17 protein-coding genes are annotated in these 18,337 nt (G+C 54.0%); 8 read left to right on the top strand and 9 right to left on the bottom strand.

The window, feature by feature from the left end; translation table 11 throughout:
- Window positions 1-13: 13 nt before the first annotated feature.
- From QWJ10_RS19550 to gloB, 6 genes are all read right to left on the bottom strand, one after another.
- Window positions 14-1,663, bottom strand: coding sequence for an ABC transporter ATP-binding protein (locus QWJ10_RS19550; RefSeq protein WP_289929178.1), 1,650 nt, complete (start codon window positions 1,661-1,663; stop codon window positions 14-16).
- Window positions 1,641-2,663: an ABC transporter permease gene (locus QWJ10_RS19555; protein WP_289929179.1), complete on the bottom strand. Its 1,023-nt coding sequence runs from the start codon at window positions 2,661-2,663 to the stop codon at window positions 1,641-1,643. Before QWJ10_RS19555 ends, QWJ10_RS19550 begins: the two co-directional genes overlap by 23 nt.
- Window positions 2,663-3,745 (bottom strand): microcin C ABC transporter permease YejB, encoded by a 1,083-nt coding sequence (locus QWJ10_RS19560; protein ID WP_197872238.1) that lies wholly within the window; start codon window positions 3,743-3,745, stop codon window positions 2,663-2,665. Before QWJ10_RS19560 ends, QWJ10_RS19555 begins: the two co-directional genes overlap by 1 nt.
- Entirely contained in the window at window positions 3,745-5,574 is a 1,830-nt protein-coding gene (locus QWJ10_RS19565; protein WP_197872237.1) for an extracellular solute-binding protein, read from the bottom strand. Before QWJ10_RS19565 ends, QWJ10_RS19560 begins: the two co-directional genes overlap by 1 nt.
- A gap of 155 nt (window positions 5,575-5,729) precedes the next feature.
- A complete protein-coding gene (locus QWJ10_RS19570) occupies window positions 5,730-7,313 on the bottom strand; it encodes a LysM peptidoglycan-binding domain-containing protein (protein WP_197872236.1) in 1,584 nt (527 codons plus the stop codon).
- Window positions 7,314-7,387: 74 nt separating this feature from the next.
- The gene (gene gloB / locus QWJ10_RS19575) at window positions 7,388-8,164 is read right to left on the bottom strand and encodes a hydroxyacylglutathione hydrolase (RefSeq protein WP_289929184.1); all 777 of its coding nucleotides are present in this window, start codon (window positions 8,162-8,164) and stop codon (window positions 7,388-7,390) included.
- Between the two features lie 270 nt (window positions 8,165-8,434).
- Here gloB and QWJ10_RS19580 point away from each other — a divergent pair, with 270 nt between their 5' ends.
- The 6 genes from QWJ10_RS19580 to nudC all read left to right on the top strand — a co-directional run bounded on the left by QWJ10_RS19580 (window position 8,435) and on the right by nudC (window position 14,048).
- Complete coding sequence (locus QWJ10_RS19580) at window positions 8,435-9,202, top strand: methyltransferase domain-containing protein (RefSeq protein ID WP_289929186.1); 768 nt, start codon at window positions 8,435-8,437, stop codon at window positions 9,200-9,202.
- Complete coding sequence (rnhA, locus tag QWJ10_RS19585; protein WP_197872234.1) at window positions 9,195-9,647, top strand: ribonuclease HI; 453 nt, start codon at window positions 9,195-9,197, stop codon at window positions 9,645-9,647. The genes QWJ10_RS19580 and rnhA overlap by 8 nt, the downstream gene beginning before the upstream one ends.
- Before the next feature lie 13 nt (window positions 9,648-9,660).
- The gene (dnaQ, locus tag QWJ10_RS19590) at window positions 9,661-10,404 is read left to right on the top strand and encodes a DNA polymerase III subunit epsilon (RefSeq protein ID WP_289929187.1); all 744 of its coding nucleotides are present in this window, start codon (window positions 9,661-9,663) and stop codon (window positions 10,402-10,404) included.
- Between the two features lie 279 nt (window positions 10,405-10,683).
- Window positions 10,684-11,496 carry a crotonase/enoyl-CoA hydratase family protein gene (locus tag QWJ10_RS19595; protein ID WP_289929188.1) on the top strand — a complete coding sequence of 271 codons (813 nt, stop codon included), beginning with the start codon at window positions 10,684-10,686 and terminating at the stop codon, window positions 11,494-11,496.
- Window positions 11,497-11,532: 36 nt separating this feature from the next.
- Window positions 11,533-13,221 (top strand): ferrous iron transporter B, encoded by a 1,689-nt coding sequence (locus QWJ10_RS19600; RefSeq protein ID WP_289929189.1) that lies wholly within the window; start codon window positions 11,533-11,535, stop codon window positions 13,219-13,221.
- Complete coding sequence (gene nudC, locus QWJ10_RS19605) at window positions 13,218-14,048, top strand: NAD(+) diphosphatase (RefSeq protein WP_289929191.1); 831 nt, start codon at window positions 13,218-13,220, stop codon at window positions 14,046-14,048. Before QWJ10_RS19600 ends, nudC begins: the two co-directional genes overlap by 4 nt.
- Here the strand turns inward: nudC and QWJ10_RS19610 are convergent.
- The 3 genes from QWJ10_RS19610 to QWJ10_RS19620 all read right to left on the bottom strand — a co-directional run bounded on the left by QWJ10_RS19610 (window position 14,016) and on the right by QWJ10_RS19620 (window position 16,004).
- Window positions 14,016-14,795 carry a TSUP family transporter gene (locus QWJ10_RS19610; RefSeq protein ID WP_289929194.1) on the bottom strand — a complete coding sequence of 260 codons (780 nt, stop codon included), beginning with the start codon at window positions 14,793-14,795 and terminating at the stop codon, window positions 14,016-14,018. The two genes, nudC and QWJ10_RS19610, sit on opposite strands and share 33 nt — an antisense overlap.
- 82 nt (window positions 14,796-14,877) lie before the next feature.
- Complete coding sequence (locus QWJ10_RS19615) at window positions 14,878-15,642, bottom strand: SDR family oxidoreductase (protein WP_289929195.1); 765 nt, start codon at window positions 15,640-15,642, stop codon at window positions 14,878-14,880.
- Window positions 15,643-15,692: 50 nt separating this feature from the next.
- On the bottom strand, window positions 15,693-16,004 hold the full coding sequence (locus QWJ10_RS19620; protein WP_010794854.1) for an SCP2 sterol-binding domain-containing protein: 312 nt from the start codon (window positions 16,002-16,004) through the stop codon (window positions 15,693-15,695).
- 243 nt (window positions 16,005-16,247) lie between these two features.
- Between QWJ10_RS19620 and sohB the strand changes: the two genes are divergently transcribed.
- Window positions 16,248-17,273 (top strand): protease SohB, encoded by a 1,026-nt coding sequence (sohB, locus tag QWJ10_RS19625; protein WP_289929199.1) that lies wholly within the window; start codon window positions 16,248-16,250, stop codon window positions 17,271-17,273.
- Between the two features lie 38 nt (window positions 17,274-17,311).
- Complete coding sequence (locus QWJ10_RS19630; protein ID WP_010794852.1) at window positions 17,312-18,304, top strand: YhdH/YhfP family quinone oxidoreductase; 993 nt, start codon at window positions 17,312-17,314, stop codon at window positions 18,302-18,304.
- Window positions 18,305-18,337 lie beyond the last annotated feature (33 nt).

Raw genomic sequence — 18,337 nt, forward strand, 5'->3', positions numbered from 1 at the left:
TTCTTCCTCTTGGTTAATAGGCAGGGGCGGACGATGCAAGTGCCGCATCCAATAACTGCCGTGTATACGGGTGCTGAGGTCGTTGAAAGACATCTTCAGCACTCCCTTGTTCTACAACCTGGCCCGCTTTCATCACCAGCAGTTGGTGACTCAGCGCTCTTACAACAGCCAGGTCATGGCTGATGAACAGATAAGTCAGATTGTGTTTGGCCTGCAGATCGCGAAGCAGGTCCACGACCTGCCGCTGAACTGTCCTGTCGAGCGCTGAGGTAGGCTCATCCAGCAAGATCAACGAAGGTTTCACTATCAGGGCCCGGGCAATGGCGATGCGTTGCCGTTGCCCACCTGAAAACTCGTGAGGATAACGATGGCGGACCTCTGGATCGAGTCCTACCTCCCGTAATGCCCTGATTATTGCTGTCTCCTGTTCTTCTGGTGTTCCTATGCGATGGATTCTCAGTCCTTCTCCCACGATGTCGCTAACGGACATGCGTGGACTCAGGCTACCGTAAGGGTCCTGAAAGACCACTTGCATCTGTCGCCGCAACGGTCGAATTTGGGCAGAGGATAACTGATCAAGCGCCTGATTGCCGAAGCGTATGCGGCCGCGGCTTTCCAATAGACGAAGAATGGCCAGGCCCAATGTGGTTTTACCAGAGCCGCTCTCACCCACAATGCCCAAGGTTTGACCTCGTGGAACCGCTAGTGAGACGTCGTCAACGGCTTTTACGTGATCAACCGTTCGACGAAACAGCCCTTTACGAATCGGAAACCAGACGCTCAAATGTTCAGTAGCCAGCTCTACAGGTGCAGGATGGCTGGGAATCGGGTCGCCACTCGGCTCCGCTGCCAGCAGTAACTGTGTGTAAGGATGCTGTGGATGTTGAAACAGCGTCTTGCACGTTTCCTGTTCGACGATGCGACCACGTTGCATGACACATATTCGATCGGCAATCTGACGTACCAGGTTCAGATCATGGCTGATAAGTAGGATCGACATGCCTAATCGCTTCTGCAGATCTTTCAAAAGGTGTAGAACCTTTTGCTGAACGGTAACATCCAGTGCAGTAGTGGGCTCGTCAGCAATGAGCAGATCCGGCTCGCATGCCAGCGCCATGGCAATCATAACGCGCTGACGCTGACCGCCCGAAAGCTCATGTGGGTAAGCTGAAAGGCGGCTGGCTGGATCGGGAATGCCTACCAGGTCGAGAAGTTCGACCATACGCTTGCGTGCCGTAAGACCTTTCATGCCTTTATGCAGCGCCAGGACTTCGCCTAGCTGCTTATCGAGTGTATGCAGTGGGTTGAGGGACGTCATCGGCTCCTGAAAGATCATGGCGATGCGATTCCCGCGTATTCCGTACAGTTTCCTTTCAGGCAACTTCAGCAGATCTTGGCCACCGTACAGGATACGGCCGGCAGGATAGTGGGCGGTGGACGCTGGTAATAAACGCAGCAACGAATGGGCTGTTACTGACTTGCCCGAGCCGCTTTCACCGACAAGAGCCAAGGTCTCGCCAGGGTAAATATCGAACGATACCTGCTCGACTGCACGAATTATCTCTTGTCCGTTACGAAATTCGACGCACAGATCACGCACTTCAAGCAGTCGGGTGGTCTGCTGGGCAGAAGACGCCACGTTATTTTCGGGGGTCAAATGCATCGCGTGCCGCCTCGCCAATGAATACTAGAAGGCTTAACATCAAGGCCAATGTCACAAAGGCCGAGATGCCCAGCCATGGCGCCTGCAGGTTCTCTTTACCCTGAGCGATCAGCTCGCCCAGGGAGGGTGCACCAGCCGGAAGCCCAAACCCTAGAAAATCCAGGGACGTCAAGGTTCCAATCGCTGCCGTGAGCAGGAAGGGAAGAAAGGTCATGGTAGCGATCATGGCGTTTGGCAAAATATGATGAAACATGATCGCAGGATCTTTCATGCCGAGCGCGCGTGCCGCACGTACATATTCAAGGTTACGGCCACGCAAGAATTCAGCGCGCACAACATCTACCAGAGACGTCCATGAAAACAGCAGCATGATGCCCAGCAGCCACCAGAAGTTAGGCTGTACAAAACTGGACAGGATGATCAGTAGGAACAGCACGGGCAGACCTGACCAGATCTCCAGAAAGCGCTGCCCTAGAAGATCTACCCAACCGCCGAAATAACCTTGTAGCGCGCCTACAAGCACGCCAATCAGGCTGCTGCCGATGGTTAGAATCAAGGCGAATAGGACCGATATGCGAAAGCCATAGATGATACGGGCCAGAACGTCTCTTGCCTGATCATCCGTTCCTAGCCAATTTTGTGCCGAGGGTGGGGCGGGGGCTGGGACATTGAGGTCGTAATTGATGCTGTCGTAGCTGAAAGGAATGAGCGGCCATACCATAGAGGCTGCTTTTTCAGCCATCAGCTTTTCGAAGTAGGGGCCTTTGTAATTGGGCTCCAGAGGAAACTCACCGCCAAAGTCTGTTTCGTTGTAATGCACCAACGCAGGGAAATACCACTGATCATCGACATGAATGACCAAGGGTTTGTCATTGGCAATGAGCTCTGCGCAGAGACAAAGAACAAACAGGACGATAAACAGCCAGAGCGAATACCAGCCTCGTTTATGAGCCTTGAAGCGACTCCAGCGGCGTTGATTGAGGGGGGAAAGACGCGGCATCAGTAGTCTCGGCTTTCGAAGTCAATGCGAGGATCAATCAGCATATAAGTTAGGTCGCTGATTAATTTGGTCACCAACCCGAACAGGGTGAATAAAAACAGTGTTCCGAATACGACTGGGTAATCCCGGCTCATGACTGACTCGAAGCTAAGCAGCCCGAGGCCATCCAGGGAAAAAATTACTTCAATCAATAATGAGCCGGTGAAAAATACGCCCAGTAATGCCGCAGGGACACCTGATATGACCAAAAGCATAGCGTTTCGAAAAACATGCCCATAGAGGACGCGACGCTCTGTCAGGCCTTTGGCCCGTGCGGTGATGACATACTGCTTATTGATCTCGTCTAGAAAACTGTTCTTGGTCAATAACGTAAGCGTTGCAAAGCCGCCGATCACAAGGGTGGTGACCGGGAGCGCCAAGTGCCAGAAGTAGTCGACGATCTTGCCACCTAGCGTCAGTTCCTCGAAATTGGGTGACGTTAGGCCGCGCAGTGGAAACCATTGCAGATAACTGCCGCCCGCAAACAGTACGATCAGCAGGATACCGAACAGAAAGGCCGGGATCGCATAGCCAATGACGATGGCAGAGCTGGTCCATACATCGAACGTACTGCCGTGGCGGATAGCCTTGGTAATGCCGAGTGGAATGCTGACCAAATACAGAATCAGTGTGCTCCACAAGCCAAGGGAAATTGAGACCGGCAACTTTTCCAGGATAAGGTCAGTTACTTTGGCGTCCCTGAAAAAGCTCTGGCCAAAATCCAGTTGGGCATAGCTTTTTATCATCAGCCAGAAGCGCTGCGTTGCAGGTTTATCAAAGCCGTATTGCTTTTCGAGCTGCTTGATCAGATCCGCGTCTAGGCCCTGGGCACCGCGATAATGTGTATTGCCATGCTCTGCCGACTCGCTCCCGCCGCCCGTAATGCGGCTTGTTGCGCCACCCGCGCCCAAACCTTGCAGGCGAGCCATGGCCTGGTCAACAGGGCCGCCAGGAGAGGCCTGAATAATGATGAAGTTGATGAGCAAGATGCCGAACAGCGTAGGAATAATCAGCAGCAGTCGTCGCAGGGCATAGGACAGCATCAGGGGCTCACCTGCGACGTTTTGCGCGCCGTATCGCTGACTTGCCACCAAGTCATAAGGCCGAAATCGGAGTCGGGTTGCTTAGTGGGGCGTCCGAAGCGGTTCCAATAGGCAACTCGCCAGCGGTCGGTATACCAGTTGGGAACGACGTAATATCCCCAAAGCAAGGCGCGATCTAGCGCTTTGGCATGGGTAATTAGTGAAGCACGAGTATCGGCGCTGATTAGCATTTCCACGAGACGATCGATGGCAGGGTCCTTCAGTCCAAGCAGATTACGACTTCCAGGGTCATCTGCACTGGTTGAGTGCCAGAAGTCACGCTGTTCATTACCGGGCGAGCTGGACTGTGGCCAGCTGAAAATTGTCATATCGAAATCGCGGGAGCGTACACGATTGACGAACTGGGATACATCTACCCGCCGAATATCCAGGGTGATACCAACTTCCGCGAGGTTGCGTTTGTAGGGCAGCAGCACTCTTTCAAAGGCGGGCTGGGCCAACATGAACTCAAAGCGCAGTGGATTGCCTTGTGCATCCACCATGCGATCATTTTCGATGTGATAGCCCGCTTCCAGCAAGAGCCGGTACGCCTCTCGTTGTTGCGGTCGGATAATTCCGCTTCCGTCGGTACGGGAAGGCTCCAGCGATTGGCTAAAGACTTGTGGAGGCAGTTGATCGCGTAGAGGTTCCAGAATCTTCAGCTCTTCTGGGCCGGGTAGTCCTCTGGCAGCCAGTTCGGAGTTTTCGAAGTAACTGTTGTTACGTGTATAGGCGCCGTAAAACAGCTGACGATTGCTCCATTCAAAGTCGAATAGAACTGCAATAGCCTGGCGCACCCGCTTGTCCTGGAACATGGGACGGCGCAGGTTGTAAATAAAAGCCTGCATGCCTTGAGGCTCATGATTAGGTATTTCCGCCTTGACGATGCGTCCTTCTCTCAAAGCCGGTGTTTCGTAAGCAGTTGCCCAATTCTTGGCGGACATCTCCTGGTTCACATCGAACTGATTCGCCTTGAACGCCTCCAGTCCTACGTTCTGATCGCGGTAGTAGTCAACCGTGATAGTGTCGAAGTTGTAGAAGCCCTTGTTAACGGCAAGATCCTTACCCCACCAGTCTTTTACACGCTCAAGCCTAAGCGAGCGCCCGGCCTGCAGGCTGGCGATTCGGTAAGGACCGCTACCAAGAGGTGGTTCCAGAGAAGACTTCCCAAAATCCCGGCTGGCCCACCATGCCTTAGGCAGAACCGGTAGCTGCCCCAGAATAAGAGGCAGCTCACGATTTTGGGTTGTCTTGAAGTCAAAACGGACCACCAGCCGGCTCTCAGCTTTGACTTCTTTTACATCCGCGTAATAGCTGCGGTAGAGCGGATCGCCCTGATTGACCAAAGCGTTGAAGGTGAACACTACGTCATCAGCCGTGACTGGTGTTCCATCATTGAATCGAGCCTGGGGACGCAGGTAAAAGCGAACGTAGCTGTTATCAGAGGCTTTTTCGATCTTTTCGGCCAGCAACCCGTATTCGGTGAAAGGCTCATCCTGAGCATGAAATGTCAGCGTTTCATAAATCAGGCTGATCTGGACAGGGGGCGTCCCCTTGTTGTTGAAGGGATTGAGCGTATCGAAGCTACCGAAGCCGGACAGGCGTAAGGTGCCGCCTTTAGGAGCATTTGGATTGGTGTAATCAAAATGACTAAAGTTTGCTGGATACTTGGGGGCCTCATCATACAAGGTAACTGCATGCTGAGGGGTAGCATGGGCGTTACCATACACCAGCCCTAGCGCGGCGGCGAAAAGAGCGCCATGAATCCAGGCAGAAAAACGAAGGGCCATCTTAGCGCTCATTGTATGTGTCGGAGAGGCTGGCTTGATCATAAGCTGTACGGCCAGGCAGAACTCTTTCTGTAAGGCATTGAGCAGTAACGGTACCAGTTCGCTTCAGCAGGAAAAAGAGACGTATATGACTGCCTGTGACGCACCAAGACCCATCAATCGAGATACAAGGTCAAGGTCTGGCCAGGCGTGAGGTTTTTTCCACTCTTGGGATTCCACTGCTGGATAGATTGCAGTTGTACATTGAAATGTTTAGCAATCATGTACAACGAGTCGCCCGGCTTGACTCTATAGTACGTCACGTTCTGGCGCGATTTGCTGCTGTTGGCTAGCTTGCTTGTTTTCACCGGTGCGCCATAGAGCTTGAGTACCTGGCCCGCCCTAAGGCCCTGCTTGCCCAAATTGTTCCAGCGTTTCAGGTCGCCCAGCTCGACCTTATTGTCGCGAGCGATGGTCCAGAGATTATCGCCACTTCTGACCCGGTAGGTACGAGTCACCGGCTCCTCAACAAGGGCGGCAATGTCTTTCTGGCTAGTGACTGGTGAAATACTACCTGATACGCGAGGAATCATCAGTCTCTGGCCTGCAGCCAGTCGGCTGGACTTCAGCTTGTTGAGTGACAGGATCTGTTGAGTGCTTACGCTATAGCGATTGGCGATAGCGCCCAGGCTATCACCACGGCGCACCGTGTATTCCTGCCATCTTACGATCGCTTCAGAGGATTCGTTCGCCAGGTTTTCGAGTAACAACTCGGCTTTTTCTGCCGGAATCAAGAGCTGTTTGGGTCCGTCCATGGTAACCCGACGGGTATACGCCGGGTTCAGGCGATACAGTTCGTCCTCATCGAGGTCAGCCAGCTTGGCAACCTTGGCAAGGTCCAGGTGCTGCTTGATCTTGACGACTTCGAAATAGGGCTCGTTGGCAATCGAGTCCAGTTGGATACCGTACGATTCAGGGTTCATGATCAGCTGGGAAACGGCCAGCAGCTTGGGTACGTAGTCCTGTGTTTCCTGTGGAAGCGAAGACAGGTTCCAGTAGTCGGTAGGCAATCCGAGCTTTTGGTTGCGTTCAATGGCGCGACCTACAGTACCCTCACCGGCGTTATAGGCTGCCAGTGCCAGTAGCCAGTCGCCATTGAACATATCGTGGAGCTTGGAAAGATAATCGAGCGCGGCGTTGGTAGACGCTGTGATATCCAGTCGTCCATCGTACCAGCGAGTCTGTTGCAAGTTGAAATAGCGCCCGGTGGTGGGAATGAATTGCCAGATTCCGGCCGCCTCGCTGCGTGAAAGCGCAAAGGGGTTGAAGGAGCTTTCTACAATCGGAAGCAGGGCAAGCTCAAGGGGCATATTCCGCTCTTCAAGCCTTTCGACAATATAATGCAGGTACAGTCCGCCCCGGTTAGCCGATTTTTCGATATTGGCCGGGTTGCTGACATACCAGAGCCGCTGCTGCTCGATACGAGGATTTACGCCGATTTCGCTTTGCAGCTGAAAGCCACTGCGCATGCGATCCCAGATATCTTTGGGTGCCTTGTTCTGGGTGCCGAGCTTTATCCACTCGGGCTCCCGATGCATATTGATATTGCTGCTCAGGCTGTCTTCTGGGAGATAGCGTTCCTGGTCTTTAGGCGCCATTCCCTGACAGCCCGCCAGGAAGACAGCAAGGAAAAGAGCAGAAAGTTTCGCGGTGCGAGCCAGTCCGTCTACGTCGGCATTATGTGGCGGCTGTGGCGGCATTAGCTGAGTGCATCCCCGGAAAAATTTGCGCGATTCTAGGAATGCCGCTCCGCAGGGTCAAGATTGACTAGTCCTCAGAAATGATCTTTCCATGCGCGCAAGGTAGTGAAAACTTCTACTTCCGAGCGGGTTGGAAAGCCATTTTTTTCGTCCGCAGCGCGTTTGACAGAAGGGGTTGAACAGCGCATGAACGGGTTCGTAGCAAGCTCTAGCTCTAGGGTAGAGGGGAGCGTCATTTCGCCTCGCTCGCGCATGGCCTCTACCTGCCTGTACCGTTTGGTCAGCTCGTTATTAGTCGGTTCTACGGCATGAGCAAAACGCAAGTTGTTCAGCGTATATTCATGTGCACAGTACACTTTGGTCGTGGGCGCAAGCTGAGCAAACTTACGCAACGAGTCATGCATTTGTGCAGGTGTCCCTTCAAACAACCGACCGCAGCCGCCTGCAAATAGAGTATCGCCGCAGAACAGCAAAGGCTGAGCGCCGGTACGAACATAGGCAATATGGCCCAAGGTATGTCCAGGAACATGCAGGACTTGAAACGGGCGCTCAAAAACTTCAAGGCTGTCGCCTTCATTAAGTGCAGTGTCCAGACAGGGTACGCCTTCCAGTGCCGGACCGTAGACGTGGGCTGCTGTCGCTACTTTCAGAGCCTGCACGCCGCCTACGTGATCGTGATGGTGGTGAGTGAGAAGAATGTCTGTAAGCGTCCATTCCGGATGCCGTTCCAGCCATTCAAAGACGGGAGCAGCATCGCCTGGATCTACCACGGCACAACGCTTGGAAGACGGATCCTGCAATACCCAGATGTAGTTGTCGGAAAAGGCGGGAAGGGCGTCTATCTGAATCATGTGCGGTAACTACCGTTAGATGTGCAAAATTGCATATTAGGCTTTTATGAGTTTGAGAAGCGAGCACTAAAGCTGTGTCGTACGTTCATCGCTTGTCGGAAGTCTGCAAGCAATCATGAAAGGATACAGTCTTCATGTGTAGAACTGTTTAAAGTCTGTAGATTGCTGTCCATCGTCGGGGACACTTGCTGTTTGGTATTGAGGGTGCCGCCTTGGTGCTCAAGCGTCTCTAAATCCAGGTGCTCTATGGCGCCTCTGGAGGAAAAGCATATGGTAAATGACGCATTCGCCCAGGCTGATGAGCGTTGGTTAGCGCTGATGCGCTCGGCTCGCCAGTGGCTTGATGGCCCGTTGGGCCAGTTAATGATTGAGGAAGAGGAGCGCCTGCTTTCCGAGGAGCTGAAGCGCCACTTTGGAGGTTATCTGGTCCACTATGGTCCTTCCTTGAAGATCCCTCCAGGCGCAGACCAGTTACGTCATGGCGTACGTCTTGGGCCGCCGTTGCCAGGTGTCGATATCGCCTGCGAGGAAGGTGCCTGGCCACTGGGTGAAAATGCAGCAGACGTGGTGTTGCTCCAGCACGGTCTGGATTTCTGTCTTTCACCCCATCGCTTGTTGAGAGAGGCTGCCCTCAGCGTAAGGCCCGGTGGGCATCTGCTGATTCTTGGTATCAACCCTTGGAGTACCTGGGGTGTCAGGCATTATTTTGCCCGCGACGCGTTTCGCAAGGCCCGTTGTATTGGTGCCAGCCGTGTAGCTGATTGGTTGGCATTGCTGGGATTCGCGTTGGAGAAACGTCGGTTCGGGTGTTATCGTCCGCCGCTTTCTTCGCCGGTCTGGCAGAATCGTTTGTCTTGGTTGGAGCGCAATCGGGAAGGCGAGCCCTCGCCAGGTGCAGGCTTCTATTTATTGTCGGCTCGCAAGCTGATGGTCGGGCTTCGTCCCTTGCCACAGACCCGCCGTGAACCCCGTGGAAAGCTGATTCCCATGCCGGTTGCCAAGGTGAGCCGTCGCGAAACGAGCGGAACGAATGAGTGACATCGTAGAGATCTACACGGACGGTGCCTGCAAGGGAAATCCTGGCCCTGGCGGTTGGGGTGCCTTGCTGGTCTACAAGGGCAACGAGCGAGAGTTGTGGGGCGGGGAGGCCGTTACGACCAACAATCGAATGGAGCTGATGGCCGCCATCCGCGCGCTTGAAGCGCTCAAGCGTTCATGTCACGTACGAATCGTGACAGATTCCGAATACGTAATGCGTGGTATCACGGAGTGGTTGCGTGGCTGGAAGTCTCGCGGCTGGAAAACCGCTGCCAAACAGCCGGTCAAGAATGCCGATTTGTGGCAAGCCCTCGATGCCCAGGTGGCTCGACATGAGGTCGAGTGGGAGTGGGTAAGAGGACATACCGGGCATCACGGTAACGAGCGGGCTGACCAGTTGGCTAATCGTGGTGTTGATGAAATCCGCGCCCTGCGGACAGTGTGATAGGTGACTTTAGATGCGTAGCGTAGTACTCGATACGGAAACAACCGGTATGCCCGTTACCGACGGGCACCGAATCATCGAGATTGGTGGTGTTGAGGTTATTGGTCGTCGACTGACGGGCCGGCATTTTCATGTCTACCTCAATCCTGATCGCGAGATTGACGAAGGTGCTATCGCCGTTCACGGCATCACCAGTGAGTTCCTGGCGGACAAGCCGCGCTTTCGTGACATTGCAGAAGAATTCTTTGAGTTTATCAAGGGCGCTGAGCTGATCATTCATAACGCCGCGTTCGACATCGGCTTCATCAATAACGAGTTTCGTCTGCTAGGTGATCGACCTGAGTGGGCAGAAATTACAGATCATTGCACGGTACTCGATACCCTGATGATGGCGCGTGGGCGTCATCCAGGTCAGCGTAATAGCCTGGATGCGCTGTGCAAGCGTTATGGAGTGGATAACTCGAACCGCGAGCTGCACGGCGCCTTGTTGGACTCTGAGATCCTGGCCGATGTTTATTTGGCCATGACCGGTGGGCAGACCTCCCTCTCCCTTGCTGGACAGGGGCAGGAAGGTGATGGCAATAACAGCGGTATCAGCCCGATTCGCCGTCTGCCAGTGGACCGGGCCAGGACACGAGTCATCACGGCAAGTGAGGCTGAATTGGCCGATCATGCTGCGCGTCTGGCTGCCATTGAGAAGTCTGCAGGCGCCCCAGCGTTATGGGCTCAGATGGAAGAGCAAACCACCCAGCATTGACCTCTTTATACCTTGGCGGTTTAGGCGAACTGCCAAGGTTGCTTTCCTATCGCTATGCCTTTCCAGCTGAACGGTTCCTGTCAAAATGTCACGCAGACGCTCGGAAACGTCTGTTTGGCACATCAGTGCAAATATTTCGAATTATCAACTGAACCGTATTGCTTTATGATGTGACTAAAGTCGCAGTATGAATAGCGGCATATCGCTATCAAGGCAAGGCGGCTTTTGGTTGTCCGCTACCCCGTTTTCGAGAATCGTTCCAGCTTGGAAGAGGAGCAGATGGAAGAATTCAGCGCGTTCCGTCTTGAGCGTGTCGATAAGGTCGCTCATGTGATTATCAATCGACCCGAAAAGATCAATGCCATGAACGCTGAGTTCTGGCAGGAGATACGCAGTCTCTTCCATTGGGCCGATCAGGAGCGTTCAGTACGGGCCGTTGTGCTGTCAGGCGCAGGTCCTCATTTTTCTTCCGGTATAGACCTTTCGTTACTTGGCGAGACCGCCGGTCAGCTTGGACGTGACGTAGGCCGCAATTCGGAGTTATTACGCTCCAAGATTCTTGAACTTCAATCGTCTTTCAACGCAGTCGATCAGTGTCGCAAGCCGGTTCTGGCTGCTATCCAGGGATATTGCCTGGGTGGCGCTGTTGACCTGATAGCCGCATGCGACATGCGTTATGCCACAGCCGGAGCTCAATTTGCCTTGAAGGAAATTGATCTAGGCATGGTGGCTGACCTGGGCTCATTGCAACGCCTGCCTCATCTGATCGGTGAAGGCATGCTGCGAGAGCTGGCTTACACAGGGCGATCTTTCAGTAGTGAGGAAGCGTACTCCATGGGGCTGGTCAACCGTATTTATGCAACGGCTGAGCAGATGATGGAAGACGTATTTTCATTGGCGCATACCATCGCTACCAAATCACCGCTGGCTATACGCGGTACTAAGACGATGATCGGTTATATGCGTGATCATCGGGTAAATGAGGGGTTGGATTACATCGCCACATGGAATGCGGCAATGCTGCAATCAACCGATTTGCGTATCGCATTGGCTGCGCAAATGAGCAGGCAAACTCCGGAGTTTCCGGACTGATGGCAAGCGGATGTAGCGCAGGAGGCGTTTGACGGTATGGTTACCGGAGCGAGAGCACTGAGTCTGGTGCGCGACGAATTGTTCGCGACCATCGATCAGGCTGAACAGAATTTAGAGCGTTTCATTATGGAGCGGCACTGCAGTAGTCTGCTCCAGCGTGCCGTCGAATGCATTCATCAGATTCGCGGTGCCCTTTCCCTTATTGAGCTGGCTGGAGCCGAGCTGCTCGCCCACGAAACATTTGAGCTGGTGACTGACATTCCGGCAGGTGCTGGCGCAGAACGTGACGACCATTTGATGGCGCTCTGTCACGCACTGCATGTATTGCGTCGTTACCTTGAGCAGTTCCGCAGCCGTTATGAAGAAATGCCGGAGCTGTTACTGCCTGCTATTAACGAGTTGCGTCGCGTGACGGGGCAACCCGCGTTACCTGAATGCTATTTCTTCACGGTCCGGCTGGATCTGCCGCGTAACCCTGTCTCACGTACTGATGACTTGTCTCTCAACGAGCAGCGCAGTCTGGCGCGTCGCATGCGGCAAATGTATCAGATTGGCTTGCTGGGCCTGCTTAAGGAGCAGAACCCCAAGGCGAGCCTCAACTTGATGGAGCGTGCACTGACGCGCCTCGACCATCTTTTATGTGATCAAGCGGGAGCAAGGCTGTGTTGGGTCGGTGCGGCTGCCATTGAAGCTTTTCGAGAGGGCGACCTGCTACTTCACCGGACCCGGAAGCAGCTGTTTTCGCGTCTTGACCGTGAGCTCCGTCAGCTGTTGACGGTACCGGAGTACGAACCGCCTCGTAGTATCCTGAAGGATCTCCTGTACCTTATCGCCTTGTCGGAAAGCTCGGGTGCCCGCGCTGAAGAGCTGCGAGAAGCGTTCTCCATCGATACGCTGCCTTATACTGACGCGATGCTCGACAGAGAATATCGCAGGCTGACAGGACCAAGCCAGGCGGTTATGCAATCGCTTTCGCAAGCGATTCATGAAGAGTTGGCAACCGTTAAGGAACTGCTGGATCTTGTGGAGCGGCGTGTGGCTGAGCCTGATGCATATGCCCGACTCTATATCCAGCTGGGTATTCTGGCGAAGACATTGATCATGGTAGGACAGCCTTCCGCGGGTCAAGCCCTGCAAGCACATTTGCCCGTGCTGAATCAGTGGGCCAAAGCCGGAGCGGTAGAACAGGTACAGCTCGATAATCTCGCCGATGCCATCCTTTATGTGGAAAGCTTGGTTTCCTGTTTTGAGCACGAAACCGACAAGGAAACCTGCCCAGTACCCGCGTCGCCAGGGCAGGAGGGCGAGTCGTTTGGCAACCACCTGTTGAACGAGGCCCAGATGCTGCTGCTGGCTGAAGCCAAGACGGGGCTTTCCAATGCCAAACAATCCATTTCGGCGTATCTGGACGCCAGGGGTGAAGCCATACACTTGGCCAATGTCCCTGCAACGCTGCATAACGTGAGAGGTGCTCTGTTGTTTCTGGAGCATGCCCGTGCGGCGGAACTGACTGGTATCTGCGCCCAGTATATTCAGGCGCATATGGTGAATAATTTGAACATGCCGACTGCTTCGCTACTCGAAGTACTGGCGGATGCATTGAGCAGCATCGAGTTCTTTCTTGAAAGCGGTGCAATGGCGTCCCGTTCTGGGCAGCCCGATATCCTCGAGCTGGCTACCGAGAGTGTAAGTGCCCTAGGGTGGAGGCCTGTTGCCGCAGCATGAGTCATTGGGAGCCGGGTTGCCTGGACCTGTCAGGCAGTGTTGATAGTTTGATCATTGTTCATAGCTCGATGGGTTTTCTGACCCGAGAAGACAATGTTCTGTTTTCTCAGGGTTCTCCGTTTTTAAAAGAGCTGACAACATCCGGTATCTACGGGTTGGGCTACTTCGATGGACAGGCTGTTGCCCTGTATGAAGTCGTGTCTGCTCCCGAGCTTGAGGGTTATGAGTGGCAGCCTCTTCGTCCGTTGATGCTCAAGACCGAGCATGCCGTCTTCAAGATGTTGGGTTATGCCGCACAGATTGGCACTTGGGCGAACGATCATCGTTACTGTGGCCGCTGCGCCACGCCTACTGTGATCATCAAGGGGCAGCGTGGACTTAATTGTCCTGCCTGCGGGCTGACCCAGTATCCGCGCTTGTCGCCCAGTATCATTGTGCTGATTACTCGGGATGATGAAGTCTTACTGGCGCGCTCTCCGCGCTTTGCACCGGGCGTTTACAGTACCTTGGCGGGGTTTGTAGAGCCAGGTGAGACCATCGAGGCGTGCGTGGCGCGTGAGGTCAAGGAAGAGGTAGCCGTCGACGTCAAGAACCTGCACTACCTGGGAAGTCAGAGCTGGCCCTTTCCTCACTCATTAATGCTGGGCTTCCATGCCGAGTATGCTGGCGGAGATATTGTTTGCCAGCCGGAGGAAATCGAAGATGCCCAATGGTTCAAGCTGGATAATCTGCCCCAGCTGCCAGCCAAACAGTCCATTGCCCGTTTCCTCATAGAGCTTTATATCGCGCGCAGGCTAGGCATGCCCGAACCAGTGTTGCCAGACTAAACGCGCCGTCAGTGCCAGTACGACTAGAATAAACAGGGGGCGTATGAATTTTGCGCCTCCGGCTATGGCGGTATGGGCGCCCAGGTAGGCGCCAAACATCAGCGAAATACCCATGGTCAGTCCAAGCATCCAGACCACTTGGCCAAGGCAGATAAACACCGCCAGGGCTACGCCATTGCTGACAAAATTCATCGTGCGTGCTACGCCGCTGGCCCTGACGAGATCGATCCGGTAGAGAATGAGTGTGCTGATCGTCCAGAAAGCGCCCGTGCCTGGTCCGATCAAACCATCGTAAAACCCCAGTCCCAGCCCTTGTGGCCATTGCCGCTTCCGAGGGATCTGAGCATCAGCATCCAGCGGAGCTTCAGGCAGCCGACCAAACAGCAGGTAGATACCGCATCCGAATACGGCGAGCGGAAGTAGCCGGTCCAGCCAATGGGCAGGAAGATAATGTGCGCCGATTGCACCGACGGCTGCGCCCAGTGCGGTAGCGCTTAGGGCATTTTTCCACTTAAAGGGCGTAAACAGTTTCTTGCGATAGAACGTATAGGCTGCCGTTGCGCTGCCAAAGGTCGAACTCAGCTTGTTCGTACCCAATACCAAGTGAGGAGGCACGCCAGCAAGGAGCAGGGCCGGAACCGTTAGCAGGCCGCCTCCGCCAGCAATGGCATCGATGAAGCCTGCAAGAAAGGCAACGGCCGCGAGGATAATAAGTGTGATGGGTTCAAGCGCAAAATCATAAGGCATAACTACAGCTCGACAAGACCGCTATCCCGGCGGGGCGGGCCGTATAGTGCCTAATAATGGAGGGGTTAGAAAGCCCAGGCGGTTATGCCAAGAGGCCACCGTCGACGTTTAGGATCGTACCGGTGGTATAGCTTGACGCATCACTGGCAAGGTATAGCACTGCGCCAGCCATCTCGTCCGGTTGTGCGACACGCTTGAGCGGGATCTGCTGAAGCGCCAGATTGAGGATGGAGGGGTTATTGACCAGTGCCGATGCAAAGCGTGTATCGGTAAGGCCGGGAAGCAAGGCGTTGCAGCGGATGCCAAAACTGGCGCATTCCTTGGCAAAGACTTTGGTGAGGTTGATAACCGCCGCCTTTGTGATGGAGTAAACACCCTGCATGAGGCCCGGCGAAACGCCGTTGACCGAGGCTATGTTAATAATGCTTCCGCCTGTGCCGGCTTGGCGCATCAATTTGCCCGCCTCGATGGACATGAACAGATATCCGCGGATATTGACATCAACCGTCTTTTGAAATGCCTCGGCGTCCGTGTCGAGAATATGCCCGAACTGCGGATTGATAGCGGCATTGTTAACCAGGATATCTAAAGAGCCAAAGCGCTCACCGATGTGGATAAACGTCTGCTTGATCTGATCAAGGTCCCCGATATGGCAGGGCATGACGGTTGCCTGACCGCCAGCTTGGTTAATCGCGTCTGCAACCGATTGGCAGCCGTCGGCCTTGCGGCTGCATACGATGACATGAGCACCCTGCGCAGCGAGCAAATGGGCGATAGCAGCACCTATGCCGCGGCTTGCGCCAGAGACAAATGCTGTCTTGCCGGTAAGATCGAACGCTGCGCTCATGTCATTTCTCCGCTATAAAAAAGCCGGAGCATGCTCCGGCTTTCACGTGCTTAGTTAGGGAACAATTCGCTGAGCTTCATGGCCAGCATCATGTTGCCTTCGGCGCGAACCTTGCCAGCCATGAAGGCCTGCATGCCATCCGTTTCGCCAGAAACGATGCCTTTGAGCGTGTCGGTATTCATGATGAGCGTGCAATCCGGCTCGTCAGCATTGCCTGCCTTGACGTCGCAAGTCTGATCTTTCACAACCAGGTGATAATTCTCACCATCTTCGATGTCAAACTGATAAGTGAGATCCAGGCCGGCGGCCGCATCAGGATTGAACTTGCTTTTCAGGTTTTCGATGATGTCAGCACTGCTCATATGCAGAATCCTTAGGGGTCGTACATGAATGCGGACGCGTCCGCGGTTAGCCCAGCCGCTCATCAGCGGCAATGAATCGAGAGTAGGGTGGCTAGTGTTCGCTGTCAATGGAAAATCATACAGTTGTTTGAATACGCTATAGTTGCCTGGGTGTCCCGCTGGCTGGCAAGCGTAGCCATGAGTATGCTTAGTGGATCAAGAGTCGTGGATGAGCGGAAGGCTTGTCGACAGTAAGGAGAGCATGTGGATTTTTTTGTGGATTACGCCAGTTTTCTAATTAAGACCGTTACGGTTGTCATTGCCATCATAGCGGTGCTGATTTTTATCGCTGCCCTACGCAGTAAAGGCAAGCGTGCCACGGGAGGACACCTTGAAGTCCAGAAACTAAATGATTTCTACAAATCGCTACGGCTCCGCTTGCAGCAGAGCGTCCTTGACAAGGAACGCTTCAAGACGATGCGCAAGGAGGAGGCGAAAGCAGAAAAGGCCAATCGCAAGAAAGGGGCTGCCAAGAGCCACGTCTATGTGCTGAATTTTGATGGCGACATCAAGGCGTCTGCCACTGAGCAACTGCGCCATGAGGTGACGGCCATATTAACGATGGCAACTTCCAAGGATGAAGTGGTTGTTCGTCTGGAGAGCGGTGGAGGCATGGTGCATGGCTATGGGCTGGCAGCCTCGCAACTGGCACGCATCCGTCAGGCAGGTGTTCCGTTGACGATTTGTGTCGACAAAGTTGCTGCCAGTGGCGGATACATGATGGCCTGTATCGGTGACCGCATCCTGAGTGCACCGTTTGCCATTCTGGGCTCGATCGGCGTTGTTGCCCAGCTACCCAACGTTCACAAGCTGCTGAAAAAGCACGATGTCGATTATGAGGTTCTTACGGCTGGCGAATACAAGCGCACCTTGACGGTATTCGGTGAAAATACGGAAAAAGGGCGCGAGAAATTTCAGGAAGACCTGGAGAAAACCCATGAGCTCTTCAAGAACTTCGTGAATCGGTATCGCCCGCAACTGATCATGGATGAGGTGGCCACAGGAGAGGTATGGCTCGGTGAGTCGGCATTGGGTAAACGTCTGGTTGATGAACTTAAGACCAGTGACGAGTACCTGTGCGAGCGAGCCAAAGTGGCAGAGCTTTTCCAGGTTCGCTTTATTGAAAGAAAGACATTGCCTGAGCGCGTAGGTCTGTTTGCCAGCGCCACTGTCGACCGACTGGTTACGACATGGTGGGGTAGATTCACTCAGCATCGCCCTTGGCAGTAATGCCCAGGTTTTCAGGCATCACGATTAGGAGAAGGTAGATGGATACTTTCAAGGCGCTCTGGATTACGGAAGGCCCTCATGGGGCATTCCAGCAAGAGCTCATCCAGCGCCGTATCGATGAACTGCCCGCTGGCGAGGTGCTGATCAAGGTCTGTTATTCCTCGCTCAATTACAAGGATGCCCTGTCGGCGATTGGTAATCGCGGTGTTACACGGCGTTATCCTCATACCCCTGGTATCGATGCGGCCGGTATCGTGGTCGAATCTCAGTCGGATGAGTTTAAAGAAGGCGACGAGGTCATCGTGACGGGGTATGACCTTGGCATGGATACGCCGGGAGGCTTCGGGCAATACATTCGTGTTCCTGCTGCCTGGGTGATCAAGCGGCCTGAGGCTTTGTCGCTACGTGAGGCCATGACGCTGGGTACAGCAGGCCTGACGGCTGGGTTGTGTATCGACAAGCTTGAGCATGCAGGCCTGGTACCGGAAGCGGGTACTGTTCTGGTAACGGGTGCTTGTGGTGGTGTTGGAAGCCTTGCCATCAAGTTGTTGAGCAAGCTGGGCTATCGAGTAGCGGCTTCCACAGGCAAGCTGGAGCAGGCCGAGTTTCTCCATCACCTTGGCGCACAACAGATCCTGGATCGTGCCACGGTATTAGATGGTATTGAAAAGCCGCTTTTAAAAGAGCAATGGGCCGGCGCGGTAGACACCGTGGGCGGTGACATCCTGTTCAATATCGTGAAGTCCCTGAGCTATGGCGCAAGCGTTGCCAGCTGCGGCCTGACGGCTGGCAGTGGTTTCAAGGCATCGGTCTTTCCGTTCATTCTGCGTGGTGTCAATCTACTGGGGGTAGACTCGGTAGAGTTGCCCCTATCTGTAAAAGCAGCCATGTGGGAAAAGCTTTCGGCAGAGTGGAGGCTGGAGGGGCTGGATGAAATCACACGAGAAGTACCGCTTGATGATCTGCCAGGCACTATCAATCAGATGTTGGCAGGTAAAATGATCGGACGGGCACTCGTCAATCTTCAATGAATACATAGCCTATAAAAAAAGCCCCGCTAATAC

The organism is Pseudomonas sp. WAC2, from assembly GCF_030403525.1.
In the GTDB taxonomy this organism is placed as follows: Bacteria; Pseudomonadota; Gammaproteobacteria; order Pseudomonadales; family Pseudomonadaceae; genus Chryseomonas; species Chryseomonas luteola.

Excerpts from the sequence above, each read along its gene's own strand:
- QWJ10_RS19550 (WP_289929178.1), bottom strand. The coding sequence starts at position 1,663 with ATGCATTTGACCCCCGAAAATAACGTGGCGTCTTCTGCCCAGCAGACC.
- QWJ10_RS19555 (WP_289929179.1), bottom strand. The coding sequence starts at position 2,663 with ATGCCGCGTCTTTCCCCCCTCAATCAACGCCGCTGGAGTCGCTTCAAG.
- QWJ10_RS19560 (WP_197872238.1), bottom strand. The coding sequence starts at position 3,745 with ATGCTGTCCTATGCCCTGCGACGACTGCTGCTGATTATTCCTACGCTG.
- QWJ10_RS19565 (WP_197872237.1), bottom strand. The coding sequence starts at position 5,574 with ATGGCCCTTCGTTTTTCTGCCTGGATTCATGGCGCTCTTTTCGCCGCC.
- QWJ10_RS19570 (WP_197872236.1), bottom strand. The coding sequence starts at position 7,313 with ATGCCGCCACAGCCGCCACATAATGCCGACGTAGACGGACTGGCTCGC.
- gloB (WP_289929184.1), bottom strand. The coding sequence starts at position 8,164 with ATGATTCAGATAGACGCCCTTCCCGCCTTTTCCGACAACTACATCTGG.
- QWJ10_RS19580 (WP_289929186.1), top strand. The coding sequence starts at position 8,435 with ATGGTAAATGACGCATTCGCCCAGGCTGATGAGCGTTGGTTAGCGCTG.
- rnhA (WP_197872234.1), top strand. The coding sequence starts at position 9,195 with ATGAGTGACATCGTAGAGATCTACACGGACGGTGCCTGCAAGGGAAAT.
- dnaQ (WP_289929187.1), top strand. The coding sequence starts at position 9,661 with ATGCGTAGCGTAGTACTCGATACGGAAACAACCGGTATGCCCGTTACC.
- QWJ10_RS19595 (WP_289929188.1), top strand. The coding sequence starts at position 10,684 with ATGGAAGAATTCAGCGCGTTCCGTCTTGAGCGTGTCGATAAGGTCGCT.
- QWJ10_RS19600 (WP_289929189.1), top strand. The coding sequence starts at position 11,533 with ATGGTTACCGGAGCGAGAGCACTGAGTCTGGTGCGCGACGAATTGTTC.
- nudC (WP_289929191.1), top strand. The coding sequence starts at position 13,218 with ATGAGTCATTGGGAGCCGGGTTGCCTGGACCTGTCAGGCAGTGTTGAT.
- QWJ10_RS19610 (WP_289929194.1), bottom strand. The coding sequence starts at position 14,795 with ATGCCTTATGATTTTGCGCTTGAACCCATCACACTTATTATCCTCGCG.
- QWJ10_RS19615 (WP_289929195.1), bottom strand. The coding sequence starts at position 15,642 with ATGAGCGCAGCGTTCGATCTTACCGGCAAGACAGCATTTGTCTCTGGC.
- QWJ10_RS19620 (WP_010794854.1), bottom strand. The coding sequence starts at position 16,004 with ATGAGCAGTGCTGACATCATCGAAAACCTGAAAAGCAAGTTCAATCCT.
- QWJ10_RS19630 (WP_010794852.1), top strand. The coding sequence starts at position 17,312 with ATGGATACTTTCAAGGCGCTCTGGATTACGGAAGGCCCTCATGGGGCA.